Origin of the sequence: Maribacter stanieri (assembly GCF_900112245.1) — a bacterium.
Taxonomy (GTDB): Bacteria; Bacteroidota; Bacteroidia; order Flavobacteriales; family Flavobacteriaceae; genus Maribacter; species Maribacter stanieri.
Genome location: NZ_FOYX01000002.1, coordinates 495,875 through 510,975 on the forward strand (window position 1 = coordinate 495,875; position 15,101 = coordinate 510,975).

General features: G+C 34.6%; 12 protein-coding genes. 3 read left to right on the plus strand and 9 right to left on the minus strand.

Translation table 11 applies throughout. From position 1 onward, the window contains the following. Positions 1 to 288 precede the first annotated feature (288 nt). Positions 289 to 1,842, plus strand: a complete 1,554-nt coding sequence (locus BM296_RS12665; protein ID WP_455565248.1) for a M81 family metallopeptidase — start codon at positions 289 to 291, stop codon at positions 1,840 to 1,842. On the opposite strand, the gene BM296_RS12670 is transcribed toward BM296_RS12665, so the two are convergent. The 9 genes from BM296_RS12670 to BM296_RS12710 form a co-directional block, all read right to left on the minus strand. Further along, on the minus strand, positions 1,843 to 2,496 hold the full coding sequence (locus BM296_RS12670; RefSeq protein ID WP_091903352.1) for a DUF2461 domain-containing protein: 654 nt from the start codon (positions 2,494 to 2,496) through the stop codon (positions 1,843 to 1,845). A gap of 271 nt (positions 2,497 to 2,767) precedes the next feature. After that, a complete protein-coding gene (locus tag BM296_RS12675) occupies positions 2,768 to 3,823 on the minus strand; it encodes a class I SAM-dependent methyltransferase (RefSeq protein WP_027067480.1) in 1,056 nt (351 codons plus the stop codon). A gap of 288 nt (positions 3,824 to 4,111) precedes the next feature. Continuing rightward, positions 4,112 to 5,275: an acetyltransferase domain-containing protein gene (locus tag BM296_RS12680; RefSeq protein WP_091903354.1), complete on the minus strand. Its 1,164-nt coding sequence runs from the start codon at positions 5,273 to 5,275 to the stop codon at positions 4,112 to 4,114. A 23-nt stretch (positions 5,276 to 5,298) separates the two neighbouring features. Next, complete coding sequence (locus tag BM296_RS12685) at positions 5,299 to 6,618, minus strand: Kelch repeat-containing protein (RefSeq protein WP_177214958.1); 1,320 nt, start codon at positions 6,616 to 6,618, stop codon at positions 5,299 to 5,301. 130 nt (positions 6,619 to 6,748) lie between these two features. Then, positions 6,749 to 7,441, minus strand: coding sequence for a hypothetical protein (locus BM296_RS19425; protein ID WP_091903359.1), 693 nt, complete (start codon positions 7,439 to 7,441; stop codon positions 6,749 to 6,751). Positions 7,442 to 7,602: 161 nt separating this feature from the next. Beyond that, positions 7,603 to 11,634: a hybrid sensor histidine kinase/response regulator gene (locus BM296_RS12695; protein WP_091903361.1), complete on the minus strand. Its 4,032-nt coding sequence runs from the start codon at positions 11,632 to 11,634 to the stop codon at positions 7,603 to 7,605. Between the two features lie 431 nt (positions 11,635 to 12,065). Continuing rightward, positions 12,066 to 12,863 (minus strand): TIGR00266 family protein, encoded by a 798-nt coding sequence (locus BM296_RS12700; RefSeq protein ID WP_091903363.1) that lies wholly within the window; start codon positions 12,861 to 12,863, stop codon positions 12,066 to 12,068. Positions 12,864 to 12,925: 62 nt separating this feature from the next. Further along, the gene (locus BM296_RS12705) at positions 12,926 to 13,441 is read right to left on the minus strand and encodes a hypothetical protein (RefSeq protein WP_091903366.1); all 516 of its coding nucleotides are present in this window, start codon (positions 13,439 to 13,441) and stop codon (positions 12,926 to 12,928) included. A gap of 5 nt (positions 13,442 to 13,446) precedes the next feature. Further along, positions 13,447 to 13,908 carry a DUF4442 domain-containing protein gene (locus tag BM296_RS12710; protein ID WP_091903368.1) on the minus strand — a complete coding sequence of 154 codons (462 nt, stop codon included), beginning with the start codon at positions 13,906 to 13,908 and terminating at the stop codon, positions 13,447 to 13,449. A 191-nt stretch (positions 13,909 to 14,099) separates the two neighbouring features. On the opposite strand from BM296_RS12710, the gene BM296_RS12715 reads away from it, so the two are divergent. Both BM296_RS12715 and BM296_RS12720 read left to right on the plus strand, forming a co-directional pair. Then, positions 14,100 to 14,582 carry a DUF4870 domain-containing protein gene (locus tag BM296_RS12715; protein ID WP_027067488.1) on the plus strand — a complete coding sequence of 161 codons (483 nt, stop codon included), beginning with the start codon at positions 14,100 to 14,102 and terminating at the stop codon, positions 14,580 to 14,582. A 182-nt stretch (positions 14,583 to 14,764) separates the two neighbouring features. Then, positions 14,765 to 15,100, plus strand: a complete 336-nt coding sequence (locus tag BM296_RS12720; protein WP_027067489.1) for a PadR family transcriptional regulator — start codon at positions 14,765 to 14,767, stop codon at positions 15,098 to 15,100. Position 15,101: the final 1 nt, after the last annotated feature.

Below are 15,101 nucleotides of genomic sequence, written 5' to 3' on the forward strand. Positions count from 1 at the left end.
TATTTACGGATTATTCTTAAGATTATGAGAAATTTTACCAACCATAACCAACTATTATATAATCTTAGTAATACTGTTTTTATTAGGCATTACTTATGATTTAGATTTTAATTCAATAAACCATAAAAGTTCGAAAGCCTTTTCGTTAAAAAGTGCAGAAAATTGCTTAACACTATCATTAATAGCTTCAAAATGGTCATCTAGCAAAAACTCTTGCCATCTAAAAGTCTTTTCATTTATCTTTTCGATACGAACTCTAAACTACCAACTACCTTGAAAACATTTTACATTTACTTCATTTTACTTTTAGTTCTAATTACATCTTGTAAAAAAGACCAAAAGACCAACACCACTAAAGAGTTACCAAAAATAGCGATTGCAGGTTTAGGTATTGAAAGTAGCACCTTCTCACCTGCCCTTTCAACAGAAAAAGCTTTTCATGCAAAAGTGGGAGATTCCGTTTTTACGAGATACCCGTTTCTGCAAGTAGATTCTGTGAATAGAAATAGAGCAGAATGGGTACCTACGTTAGTAGGTAAATCTTTACCAGGCGGTACAGTTACAAGAGAAGCTTATGAATCATTAGTAACTAAAAGTTTACAACTATTAGAGGAGAGCATGCCGTATGACGGACTCTTCTTTGATATTCACGGAGCAATGAGCGTTGTGGGGCTAGATGATCCAGAAGGCGATTTAATAGCTCGTATTCGTGAAGTAATTGGTGATGATGTATTAATTTCTACGTCTATGGACTTGCATGGAAATGTATCGGAACGACTTGCTCAACATACCGATTTAATTACTTGCTATCGTATGGCTCCTCATGAAGATGCTATTGAATCTAAAAAGAGAGCGGTAACCAATTTAATTGACCGTTTAGAAAACGGTAAAGGAAAACCAGCCTATAAGGCTTGGGTTCCTGTTCCAATTCTATTACCAGGAGAAAAGACAAGTACACGTATTGAGCCAGGTAAAAGTTTATATGCCAAAATACCAGATATTACGAAGCAAGACGGAGTTATTGATGCCGCCATTTGGATTGGGTATGCTTGGGCAGACGAACCACGTAACCATGCCGTTGTAATGGTTACGGGTGATAATAAAGAAAAGGTTGAAAAAGGTGCCGAAAAATTAGCTCAAAGCTTTTGGGATGTTCGTAATGAATTTGAATTTGTAGCACCTACAACTACCTTAGATGAAAGCTTAAAATTGGCATTGGCAAGTGATAAGAAACCTTACATGATTAGTGATATGGGCGATAACCCAACGGCTGGAGGTGCTGGTGATGTTACTTGGACCCTAAAAGAGCTATTGGCTAGACCTGAGTTTAAATCAACAAAAGGCAAATCTCTAATCTATGCATCTATACCCGGACCAGAATTTGTTGAAAAAGCAATGGAAATAGGTGTTGGAGGAAAAATTAAAGCCAAAGCAGGTGCTGCAGTAGATCATAGATTTGCAGGTCCAATTTTGTTAGACGGAACTATTACTGCCATTAAAGAAGGCGATACCAATGCCGAAGTTGAAGTAGTTGTTAAGGTTGGAAATATTGATGTTATAGTCACCAAAAAACGGAAGCCATACCATCATTTAAGTGATTTTACAAACTTAGGATTAGACCCTAAAAATGCTGATATTGTTGTCGTAAAAATAGGCTACTTAGTACCCGAATTGTACGAAATGCGAGGCGATTGGACCATGGCGCTTACTCCCGGCGGAGTAGATCAAGACCTTAATCGTTTGGGGTATAAAAGAATTAAAAGACCAATGTTTCCATTAGATAGTTTGATGACTCAGCCAGATTTATTACCAAGGTGGATTCCTGCAGCCGACGCTGAATAATTAAACTGTAATCGCTTTATTTAAATAACGCCTAAAGGGTAGCATTTCTTTACAGGCGTTAATTAACTCATCATCAAAAGAAGCCTTGTTGGTTTCCTTTGTGGAAAACTCTTGGAATACGGCAAAAGTCTTATTTTTGAGTAATTCTATATGTTTATGATCTTTATCAAAACCTTTAGGTGCGTTTGTTAGTTTCGCATCTTCATAGAGGTCTCCGAAACGAGTTTTGAAGGATTTCTTATTTAAGATTTTCACTAATTCCTCTCCGTCGTAATCTATGGCATCGCGAATGCTGCGTAATACTTTTGACTCAGGTCTCCATAATCCTCCAGCAAAAATGCAGCGGTCAGTACCTAGTTCAAAATAGAAATCTGCTGTCTTTGGTTTCTTATCAAACCCAGCACCAAAATGGTCTTTATAAACAGGTTTATTGGGATGAAACATCAAATTATTATTGATACGGTTAATTCCTTTTTTACCAGGTGTATCATAATATTCATTATCAATAGTAGCTAGTCTTGTATTCATACTATTTAACCAACCAATATATTCATCGCGAACTTGCTTGTACCATTTTCTATTGGCATCCATCCAATCTTTTGAATTGTTTTTCTGAAGTTCCTTGAGAAAGGCTATTTGGTTTTTGAAGTTCATTATCAATTTGATTATTAACTATATTGACAGGATTAACGCAAGAGAGATTTAAAATCATCTCTGTTTTACGCCAAATTAGCAAATAGAAATCAAAATAGCTTTAAAACTTCTTTGTTCCTTCAAAGGTTCAGTAGTAACCCATGTTCTCCTTTAAATTCAAAAAAATGTTCTATGATTCTGTATTTGTTTCTTGTTCAATACTTTACTTTTTATCGTTGAAGTCTACAAATAGAAAAAGACACTAAAACCCGAACTTTTTTACCATCATTATTTAAGGCCTGGCTTCTAATATCAAATTAAAAGGCGTTTCCACAGCGCTCTTAAATCTAGAAAAACCACCTTTGGTGATGACATCTTTCAGTCTCTTTTCTCCGGCTTGTGCGCCTAAAGCCAGTCCTACTTCTTGATTTAGTGAACACGGTGTGCAAAGCATTGTTGAGAAAGCGTAAAAGGCTCTACCTACAGGATTCAAGTTTTCTTCTAAGGAATCTTTTGCAAAAGGCTCTACAATCATACAAGTACCATCAGGTTTTAAGGCTGCCTTGGTGTGTGCACATGCACCAACAGGATCTCCCATATCGTGTAAGCAATCAAAATACGCGATAAAATCATAATCGTTACCTGGAAAATCTTTAGCTGTTGCCACTTCAAAAGATATATTAGATAAACCAGCCTCCTTAGCTCTTTCTTTTGCTTGTTCGATGGATGCTGCATGAAAATCAAATCCAATAAAGGAAGAATTAGGAAATGCTTTTGCCATTATTATGGTAGAAGCTGCATGTCCGCATCCAATATCAGCTACTTTGGCCCCTTTCTCTAATTTTTTGACAAGACCTTCCATAGCTGGAAGCCAACTAGAAATTAGGTTTCCTTCGTAGGAAGGACTAAAAAATTTTTCTGTTCCGCAGAATAGGCAATTGTTATGATCTCCCCAAGAAACTCCCTCCCCTGTTTTAAAAGCTTCTTCTATTTTTGGCTCATCGTGGTATACTGAAGCAATGGCATAAAATGCTCCTGTCATAAAAACAGGACTCTTTCTGTTTCCAAAAACCATAGTTTGCTCTGGCGTCATAGAAAATGTTTGTGTATCGGCATGATATTGTACATAGCCAGATGCCGCTTGTGCCGATAACCATTCTCTCACATACCTTTCAGCGGTATTGGTTTTGGCAGCTAATTCATTAGATGATAAAGGGTCTGATTCTGATAGCGTAGTAAAAAGACCAAGCTTGTCTCCAATTGTAATTAATGGACCGTTAGCTGCAGCACCCATTTCAGTTACTACTTTACCTAGTAAAGCGTGTAATTTTTCTTCATTTAATTCCATAAGATAGTATTTTAAATGGTTTATTTATATTGACAACATTGGTTGCCTATTGCAATTCGAATAGAGAAAACTGTTTGCTAAACAAGTTGAGGGAAGTTGTATAATGTTAGCATAGCTCTGTACAATTTTATAAAATTGTCAACCAGATTTCTTTCACTATTTATTCATTTTCTAGCAGTATTAATGAATGTCAATGATTCAACAACAATCTAGTGTTACAGAGTATATTTCCTTAAAAATTCATGTAAATAAAGGTTTCAGGGAAATAACCCTTAAATAACCTATCATTTACAAATAGCTTAGCCACCATTTATCGCGGTTGTTATTCTTATATTTCCAAAACCATTTACATAAAGGGTAAATTGTTAGTGTTATAGCTATCGCTAAAATGTATACCACTACCAGATTAAACCCAAAACCTTGAAGGCTTTTTGTTAAGCTTATAAATAATTCAATAACCATCAATCTTGGTGAAAATCCCATTATTGTTGCTATGATTAAAGCAACTAAGTGAATGACAAACAGGTGAACGACGTAAAAAAAAAATGGCACACGACCAATGATAACAATAGCATGGTGAATACGACCTTTCCAATTCTCGACAAAGGCTAGTAAAAGTATAGAAGGACCTAATGTTATCAGTAAATATAACAACGAAGGCGGATATTTAGAAACATTCATGAATGACAAAATCGTAGAAGTCAACGATTCAAAATTTGACCAACTATTCGGGTCACCATAAAAGTTTAATGCTCTAATAATAAAGAATAAACCTATTGCAATTAAACCCAAGTAGATCAAATATTTCTTTCTAACTCTCGGGTCAAAATCTTGGGTATATAATACTCCAAAATGATAACCAAGGGGCATTACAAAAACCCAAGGTACAAGAGGGTAGAAAACCATTATAGCGAAGTATTTGGTAACTATCGGGGCTTGTAAGTGAAGAATAGTCCATAGCCCATTCCAAGTTTCAGGTTCAAATCCATCCAATGCATTATGTCCGAATATCACTATTAAACTAACTGTAATCATTAGCCTTTTTGGGACATAAATAAATGCTGCTAAAAATATCATAGATACCCCAAGCACCCAAATTACTTGAAGTACATTCATAGCATAATCTAACTGAAACTGCCAGACGAATTGTACAATTGTTAATTCAAAAATAACCAGCCAAACGCCACGTTTAATCAGCCAAGTACTCAGTTCTTTCTTATTTTTTCTTCTTCCACTCAAATATGCCGAAGTACCCGCTAAAAAAACAAATACTGGTGCACAAAAATGAGTGATAAAACGGGTAATGAATAATGGAACGGTAGTCTGCGATATATCTGTAGGACTGAAAAAATAAGAATCGTAATGTAGAAATGCTCTTGTATGATCCAATGCCATTAACACCATAACAATGCCTCTTAATAAGTCAATTGATTCTATTCTATTATTTTTCATAAGATTCTAATTAAAGTGCTATTCTAATCCATAGACCAGACATCATTTAAAAGAGCAGATCCAGTTGACCCACCAATTATCCATATTTTATTATTAAATGAGATAGGGGTATACTCTAATCTCCCGGTATACGGACCTTCTTTAATTACTTGTGTCCAAGTTTCACCATCAGCACTTTGCCATATATCATTAACTCGAGATGAGCCATCAAACCCACCTATGATCCACATTTTATCGTCAAAAACTACAGAAGTATGACCTTTTCTTCCTGAGAAAAGTGTGTTTGCATTAACCTGGTTCCATATTTTACCATCACTACTTTGCCAGGTATCGTTTAAGGGTGTATTGAAATTCTCTGCTCCCGCTCCATTTCCTCCTATAATCCATATTTTATTATCGAAGACTAGGGTCGCAAAGCCAAACCTATCAGTAAAAGTTATTTGAGAATCGACACTAGTCCATGTTTCACCATCAGAACTTTGCCAAATAGTATTCATTGATTTGGCTGGACCAGATCCACTTCCTATGACCCATAATTTATTTTGAAAAGCTATTACTGATTGGTCATAACTTATATTAAATGGAAGTGCTCCGGTAACCAATGTCCAATTTTCGCCATCACTACTCTGCCAAATATCAGTTAATATATCTGAGCCATTATGACCGCCCATTACCCATATTTTATTATCAAAGACAACGGTAGAATGAAATCTTCTTTTATGAAAAGGAGCCTCTGCAGTAACTTGAGTCCACGTTTCACCATCTGTACTTAGCCAGATATCATTTAAATGTGAGAAACCATCATAGCCACCAATAACCCACATTTTATTATCAAAAACGACCGAGGCATGATCTCTTCTCTCTGAGAAAGCTGCACTTGCTGTTACTGGAGTTTCAGGGATGTGCAGATTTCTTGTAGTAAAACTGAAAGTCTCACTAGATGTTGTATTTCCTTCTGAATCAATCGCTACAACTTTCCAGAACAAGTCTTGGTTTAATGGTAACCTTTCTTCTAGGGTAAAATTGGTTTCGTTTATAGTATTTGCCAAGCTAGTAGTGGGGTTGTTATTTTCATCCACAAACAATTCATAGGATATAGAATCTCCATCAGGATCCACAGCTGCATTCCATAAAAAATTCGGCATTACATCTACATCTGTTGCGCCATCTATAACAGCTATAAGCTCAAAGTCATCTGGTGCTTGATTGACTGTTTTATCTTGTTGATTAGGTGTTTCGCCTTCTTCTAAGATTACTTTATCATCATCATTTCTACAATTAATGAATGTTGAGGATAATGTGATAAATGAAAAAAGCACCAAATACATTTTTTTTGTTTTCATCGAATTTGTTTTTGATTTTATAATAAATCGGTAAGAGTTTGGGAAATTATTTTCATTAGACATTTATAATACTACCCTGAAAGATATTACAGCACTCCCTGAGTAGTATTTTAAGCTAACAATTCCTTTTTTATTTTTCTAAATCAAAATGAGTAATCAATTCATCATGTGACATTTCACTAAAGTCATTGCTGCTTTTAGCAGAATTTACAGGAGAAGATGGAGAAGAAATAGAGGAAGCCGGAATTACAAATATTTTGAATTCTTCAAAAGTTACTTCTGTCAAATATGGATCTAGAGTTCCTAAATCATATAGATTTACAATATAATCAGAACTTGGACCACCAGACAGAACAGCAGTGCTTCCCTCTATAATTACCCTTGTTTCAAATAAAGTAGGTTCACCTATTCCAGGAACGGGTACCCACCTTTTTTTAGTTACAAAAGAATTTCCAGCGTTGGGTGTTTGAAAAATCTCAGCATAAAACCCTAAAACTAAACTCTCGTTTAATTCATTTAGTGATACACCGTCCATTGGGTAGGTAACACTACCCGTAGTAATGGTTTCTGACCCATATTCTAATAGTTGAACATCTGCATTACCATCTTCGCCATCTATACCATCGACTCCATCTGATCCATCAACTCCGTCAGCTCCATCAGCTCCATCAGCACCATCAACTCCGTCGAGACCATCAGAACCAGTTTCACCTTGAGTACCAGCGGGACCAACAGCTCCATCTTCACCGTCTTTAGCACAAGAGGTAATTGTTAATGATAAAATGATTAATACGTAGGCAAAAAGTTTCATTGTAGTTTTCATAATGTTTGTTTTAATTATTATGATACAATGATATTGTGCATTAATAAAAAGGACTTGTACGATTAATTCAAATAGTAGTAGTATTGGTTCATTGACAAAAAAAAGTAAGCACTATTATTGCATTTTATGCAATAATAAAATATCAAATAACTGAATATCAATTATTTATGAATACTACTTGGAGAAATTCCAAATTCGTCTTTAAAAGCTCTACTGAACCAAGAAGGGTCGTTAAAACCAACCTCATAGGCAATTTCGGAGATTGTTTTATTAGTGGTTTCAATTAATTCTTTAGCTTTTTGTAGTCGAATAGATCGAATAAAAACTGCTGTAGATTTATCGGTAATTGCTTTTAATTTTCTGTAGATTTGAGACTCACTTAAATGAATTTCTTTAGCTAATTGAGATGTTCCAAAATCAGCATCATCCAAATTATCATGAATGACTTTTATTACGTGTTGTAAAAATTTGGTTTGAGGATTTTCTATTTTATTCTTGACTAGAGCTGCAAATCCATGTTTTTCTAATTTACCAATCAATTTTTTGCGTACCAAAATTAATTGATCCAAACGTGTAAATAGTTCCTCTTTTATAAAAGGCTTTCCCAAATAGGCATCGGCACCATGGGTTAGCCCAGTAAGTCGATCTGCTGTAGTAACCTTTGCGGTTAAAAGTATTATTGGAATATGATCTGTACGTTCATCTGTCTTTAAGGTTGCACAAACTTCATAACCATCCTTGCCTGGCATCATTACATCACTTATAATGATATCAGGTATTTTTTCGTAGGCCATTTCTATACCAATATTACCATTATTGGCATGCAAGGTTTGGTATTTTCCTTTTAAACATGTTTTTAAATAGTGGGCCACATCGTCATTATCTTCAATGATTAATGCCAAGGGTAATGTAGAGGTCTCATCTAAAAAAGGCGGAATCGTTTTGACAATTAAAGTAGTTTTGTTAAGTGACGGTTCAACAGTTATTTTAGCGTCAGCTGTTTTAATCGCTTTATTCGTTACAGGTAATTGTACGATAAAGGTACTACCCTTACCAAAGGTGCTCTCTACCGCTATGGTTCCTTTCATTAATTCCACAAATTCATTAGCTAAAGAAAGACCTATACCTGTACCTTGTTGCTTGTGCGAAGATTCATTTTCAACCTGATAGAAACGGTCAAATAAATGCGCGATGTCATCTTCTGCCAACCCTAAACCGTTGTCCTGTACTTTTAATTGAAAAAACTCAATCTCTTTACTTTTGATTTTGTTAAGGTGAACAATAATTTTACCATGTGCTGGGGTAAATTTTATTGCATTTGAAAGTAAATTAGAAATAATGGAGGCTACTTTGTTTACATCAATATCCATCTCCAAAGAATCAATTTCTGAGTAAATGGTGAGGTTGATATTTTTAGACTGCGCCAAGGAATGAAAACTTTCACTCAAATATTTCACAAACGGAATGGCATCGGTCTGTACCAGATTCAACTCCATAGAACCACTTTCTACTTTTGCCAAATCAAGCATTTCATTGACCAATTGTAACAAGTTTTTACCATTTCTGCGAATCATTTCCAAAGAATTTTCAGCCCCTTCAAAACTCTCTTCTTTAACTTTGGATTTTAAAGTGTCAGCCATACCGAGAATAACTGTCAGCGGTGTTCGAAATTCATGGGTAATATTTGAATATAGCTTTGTTTTTGCCTCGTTCAATAATTCGAGTTGTTCTGTTTGATGGCTTAAAAGTTCATTTTTTTGTCGTATTTCTTGAGTTCGATTATTAATGATGTTTTCTAATCTTATATTTTTTTTCTGTAATTCATTAGATCTCCATTTAGAGTATAGCCCAACAATGCCAATTGTTCCTAAAACATAAACTACATAAGCCCACCATGTTCTATACCAGGGGGGTAAAACAGCAAAAGAATAATTATCTTCAGTACTTACATGATTAAAGACATTCTTCGAACGAACCTTAAAGCTATAGTCTCCTTCAGAAATATTAGTATAATCTTTTTTGGTTTCCGACGTCCATTCTGACCAATCTTCATCAAAACCTTCTAGTATATATTGGAATTGGTTTTGAGACTCGTCATCAAAACTAGTACTGGAATACTCAAATCTAAGTGCGTTTTCTTTAAATTTAAGGGAAGGAGGTTTTACTTCTGTTCTAGCTCCTCCATATAATAAAGAATCTTTTAAAAATGTTACTTTTCTAATAAGGGTTTTGAAGTTTTTAGAACTTTCTGTACCAACATCTAAATCATGTCTGATAATACCTCCGCTTCCTCCATACCAGACGACATTATTATCTTCGGGAAAATGAGCGACTCCAACATCTTGAGTAATTCTTTCATCAAAATTTTTTTGTATCATATAATTACCATCCTTTGTTTTTATCGCCTTTATTCTTGATCTTCTTTTATCATCTTTCTTTATTTGGGCGAACATCCATAAATTTCCCTTTTTGTCTTCTCTTTTTAACGAGATTTCTCCTGGTAGTTTTAAAAGTTCGTTAATACTGGAATCTCGGATAATGCTATCGTTTTGTTTATTATAACTATACACATCATGGTCTATATTGAAGAGTACCTTATCCTTTATGAATCTAAGAAACAAGATACCTTCGGGTAGTTCCTCGTTAGCTTTAAAATGTTTTACAACAGGTTGCTGCTTGCCTAAATTAGTAGTCACCTTCCAGACACCGTCATTTTGAGATTCTAACCATAGATTTCCATCGCTATCTTCAACAATTTCTCTTATATCATCTACAATTCCATTGATTTTTCCATCGTTTTGCCATTTCCCATTCTTGTAAATAATTGACGCTAAACCGTCAATTAAGCCTACATAAATACGTTTTGGATTTTTCTTTGACCGAAATAGCGCACCGCTTTGTAAATCAATTTGTTGAACAAGTTTATGGTTTACAAAAACGAATAACCCAGCTCTGGTACCAGCGAACAAGGTGTCCTTCGATATGAGGAATTCAATAGCCTGCTTTGAGGAAATTTTGGTGGAGGAAACCGATGGTCCTACGTTTTTAAACAATTTATGACCTTCAATACTGTCCTCCTCTAGTCTTAAAACTCCATTGTAGTTAGCGGCATATATTTTACCGTTGTATAAAATAATGTCATTTACATATCCTTCAATACCTTTTCTGTCATCAAAAATTGAATACGGAGATTGAAGTTCAATACGGGAAACACCGTTATTAGTCGCAGCCCAAACACCTTTTTGTTGGTCTTCAAATAAACGAAAAATGGCATTGTCTTGTAACCCAAGATCCTTATTCACCGCCTGTACTATATTTCCGTCTTGATCAATGGTTATGATTCCATTTTTTATAGTCCCAATAACATAATTTCCATTCCTGAGTTTAAGTATTCTACGGGCTAACCATTTTTCTAAAAATATTGAGGTATTAAGATTTAAGGGTTCTATTTTTCCTTTATTTGTCACAAAAAGTCCTTGCCCATAAGTTAAGAGCAACAGCTCATTATTTTTGTACAGGGCAACATCCGTAATTGCCTTAATCCCTGCGGTTGAAGCATTGATTATCTCTTGAGAATCATTTGCACTTATTTTTATAAGCTCTACTTTGTTTTTTACAACAAAAACATTCTCGCCTATTGTTTTACATAGATTAAAACCTGAAGGAGCGTCGTGAATTGAAAAAGCATTGTTTTTCCATTCAAATATTTTTTGTTCAGATCTGAAGTAGACAATGTTATTATGCGCGCTAATATCTTCTATTTGCTGAAAATTCTTATCCTCTAAATCTTCCTTTAAAGAAGTGAATTTTAACAAGCCTGAATTGTCAGGTTCTAAATACCCTAATTCATTGTACCCTCCCACATATATTCTATTGTTCTCATCTATAGCCATCGCTCTTGCGACTCCAAAATTGGGTAATTGAATAGTTCTCCAAGAGGTACCGTCATATTCTAGAATACCTTCGTTATTGCCGATATAGATTATTCCCTCTTTACTTTGAAGAATGTCCCAGTTCTGCGATGCACCTTTGTATTGATCTGAAGAGTAGTTTTGAATATATGGCAATCCAATTTCAGAAACCTGTTGGGAATAAACACAGTGAAAAGTAACGTTTAAAACAAGCGACAGTAGAAATAATAGCTTAAAGCGATTTTTTGAGTAAATGGAATATAAGATTTGAGTTTCCTCCATTTTTCACTTGGTTTTTAGAAAAATTGGTCCATTTGTACTCCAAATGAAATTAGAATTAACAAAAAACAGTTCTAAATTTGAATTTTCGCTTTCATAACGAATTTAGTAAAGTACCTTCCCAAAACTTAATGTAACTGTACCATAAGTGATAATCCAAGTTTTGTTAGCTAATTATTATGTGTAGACTGTAAATCAATAGCGTATGATAATATAATTAATAGCATTCTTTAAACAATAGTTTTAATAATTTGTATTGGTTGTTTATTCCTTACAATGAACCGAATAATACATCCTATAAAAAGACCCTTTTAAACCAATACAAATTATTAAAACCAACGTTGTAGGCTATTTCTGAAAACGTTATAGGCAAGATTTGTTATTGTTCTTTTCCATTTCCCAAACGTATTAATAAGAACAAACAATAGTAATAATTAAAACCTATTATCTCCACCAACGATATCTCCAAGAGTACCCAAAATACTTCCCTCTCCTTTATCTTTTCCACCTCTTGGTATTGAAGCTAGCACTCTACCTGCAAGACGACTGAATGGTAATGACTGAATGTAAACGGTACCTGGTCCGCGAAGCGTTGCAAAGAACAATCCTTCTCCGCCAAAAACAGTATTTCTAATTCCGCCAACAAACTCTATGTCATAATCGACATCTTTGGTAAAACCAACGATACAACCCGTATCTACTTTTAGCACTTCGCCCGGTCCGAGGGTCTTTTTTGCTAAGGTACCGCCTGCATGAATGAAAGACATTCCATCACCTTCTAATTTTTGCATAATGAATCCTTCTCCACCAAAAAGGCCACGACCTAGTTTCTTTGAAAACTCAATACCTACGGAAACCCCTTGTGCAGCACATAAAAACGCATCTTTCTGGCAAATGAAGCGGCCGCCCATTTCAGAAAGATCAATTGCTAAAATTTTACCTGGATATGGAGAGGCAAAACTTACTTTCTTTTTACCTTGCCCTATATTTAAAAATGCTGTCATGAAGAGACTCTCGCCTGTCAACATTCTTTTCCCTGCAGAAAATATTTTACCTAAAACGCTATTATCTTGATTACTTCCATCACCGAAAATAGTATTCATTTTAATATCGGTATCCATCATCATAAAGCTACCTGCTTCAGCAACAACTGCCTCTTGCGGGTCTAGCTCTATTTCAACATATTGCATTTCTTCTCCAAAAATCTCGTAGTCTATTTCGTGTGCGTTCATTTCTTAATTTTTATTGATTGATGCTTATTAGTTGTTGAATGCAATGGTTTTGTTACAACAAATCAACTATTATTTGAAATGGATTTCAATAATTCTTGAGGTCTTTGACTACCAATAAGATATTTATCGCCATTTTTAAGTGTTAAAGAAATGCCTTGTGTTCCCTTAACATTATAGACCGTACCATACTTTTGAGTTTTTCTGATACCATACCCCACAAAATCATAATTAGTTATTCGATGCTCTATTACATCACTCAACTTAATCGTTTTTTTATAAAATAGCAGATGACGAATATTAATTTCCTTTTCAGTAACTACTACTTTAAGTTTTAGTAAAATCAAAAATAACACGGTGAGTAGGTAAAAAAAATGGGGTAATAATTCAACTAAAGATCCTTTATGGGCAATCCATGTCATACTAGTATTATTTGATTCAGCTGCTGGTATAACACCAAATAAATATAGATAACTACTTATAAATCTTAAAGCGATTATAATTATTGGTGCAAGTATAATTAACCACAACCACCATTGGGTAAACTTCTGAGTTTCCTTGAATCTTATTTCTCTATTCATTGAAACTACTTTTTCTGTTTCAACCTCACTGTCCACTCAAAATCAAAAGTACTTACCACTACTCCATCTTCATTAACGCCAACAGATTTCATCCAAATAGTTTGCCCTTCTCCTGTCGCAATGGTCTTTTCTAGAGCTTCTTTTATTAAATGCCCGTCATTACAGGTAAATGTAATTTTACCGGTTGCCTTTTTTGAAAAATTAGCTTTGTTATTAGCAACCAACATAGATATTTTCTTTCCTGTAGCTTCAATTTGATCTATCATCATAGCACCTGTAGACAATTCTGCCGCCATACCTTGCACTGCCCAAAACATAGAATTAAACGGATTCTGATTGATCCATCTATGTTTAACAGTAACTATTGCCCTGCTTTTATCTATTTCTCTTAAACGCACCCCGCACCACCATGCTGCTGGCAATTTTAAAAATGAGAACTTGTTGAATTTACTAGCTGTAATCGCCATATTATCTAATTATTTTGATAAAAGTAGCTATTATTTACAGCATACTAAAATGTTAATATATTGTTAAATATAAGTACTATGCGTTACATAGTACCTTTTTTTAGCCATATATTTGCATAGGAAGTTAATAGGTTATCAACGTAATTGGCTTTTACATAGTTTTAAAATCAATCATCATCAACGAACCAATCATGACAGAAACAATAACAAAACACGAAAGAAATCTCTCTGCACTCATCCATGCAAGTACGTTTTCTAAATTCTTTATTCCGTTTGGGAATTTTATAATTCCACTTGTATTATGGACGGCGAATAAAAAAGAATATGAATTTGTAGACCACAATGGCAAACAGGCGCTAAATTTTCAAATTAGCATACTACTCTACTCTATTCTTGTAGGTATGATAAGCATACCTTTTTTCTTAGGTGGGTTTCTACCAAACATATTTGACTTTGACAATTTTGCTTTATCCAATATGCACAGTTTCAATAATATCAATTTCAATTTTGATACCGATGACCTTTTTGGTCCTTGGATGATACCAGTAGCATTACTTGGTCTGGCCCAATCAGCCATATTTATCGTCAATATTGTATACACCATTTTAGCCACTATTAAAACTAATGAAGGTGAAGTTTTTGAATATCCATTAACCATAAAATTTATCAAATAGCGTATCAGTTTATAGTAAAGAGGGTATTCATCACACCCTTAGGAGTTTATTTATCAATCAAAAAAAATCAATCAAGATGTTTATTCATCAAACAAAAAACGAACAGTTAATCTATGCAGACAACAGAGACGATGGAGCAATCCCCTCCGAAAGCGGGACTGCATAAAAAGCAAAAAGAGATTATGAATGTAGAAAATACAAAAGCGCAAATGCGTAAAGGGGTTTTGGAATATTGCATCCTGTCCATTCTAAATGGTCAAGACAAGTATGCTTCTGAAATCTTGGGAACGCTAAAAGATGCTAAAATGCTTGTAGTGGAAGGAACTATTTATCCGCTACTAACCAGATTAAAAAACGCAGGACTTCTAAACTACCGTTGGGAAGAATCTACTTCTGGACCGCCACGTAAATACTATACCCTAACCGAGACCGGTAAACTTTTCCTTAAGGAACTAGATACTACTTGGGACGAATTAAGAAAAGCCACCAACCTGGTAACCAACTCAAAAAACAGCTAAC

What these genes read in the sequence shown, in the direction of transcription:
- BM296_RS12670 (WP_091903352.1), bottom strand. Translation starts at nt 2,496, where the DNA reads ATGAACTTCAAAAACCAAATAGCCTTTCTCAAGGAACTTCAGAAAAAC.
- BM296_RS12675 (WP_027067480.1), bottom strand. Translation starts at nt 3,823, where the DNA reads ATGGAATTAAATGAAGAAAAATTACACGCTTTACTAGGTAAAGTAGTA.
- BM296_RS12680 (WP_091903354.1), bottom strand. Translation starts at nt 5,275, where the DNA reads ATGAAAAATAATAGAATAGAATCAATTGACTTATTAAGAGGCATTGTT.
- BM296_RS12685 (WP_177214958.1), bottom strand. Translation starts at nt 6,618, where the DNA reads ATGAAAACAAAAAAAATGTATTTGGTGCTTTTTTCATTTATCACATTA.
- BM296_RS19425 (WP_091903359.1), bottom strand. Translation starts at nt 7,441, where the DNA reads ATGAAAACTACAATGAAACTTTTTGCCTACGTATTAATCATTTTATCA.
- BM296_RS12695 (WP_091903361.1), bottom strand. Translation starts at nt 11,634, where the DNA reads ATGGAGGAAACTCAAATCTTATATTCCATTTACTCAAAAAATCGCTTT.
- BM296_RS12700 (WP_091903363.1), bottom strand. Translation starts at nt 12,863, where the DNA reads ATGAACGCACACGAAATAGACTACGAGATTTTTGGAGAAGAAATGCAA.
- BM296_RS12705 (WP_091903366.1), bottom strand. Translation starts at nt 13,441, where the DNA reads ATGAATAGAGAAATAAGATTCAAGGAAACTCAGAAGTTTACCCAATGG.
- BM296_RS12710 (WP_091903368.1), bottom strand. Translation starts at nt 13,908, where the DNA reads ATGGCGATTACAGCTAGTAAATTCAACAAGTTCTCATTTTTAAAATTG.
- BM296_RS12715 (WP_027067488.1), top strand. Translation starts at nt 14,100, where the DNA reads ATGACAGAAACAATAACAAAACACGAAAGAAATCTCTCTGCACTCATC.
- BM296_RS12720 (WP_027067489.1), top strand. Translation starts at nt 14,765, where the DNA reads ATGAATGTAGAAAATACAAAAGCGCAAATGCGTAAAGGGGTTTTGGAA.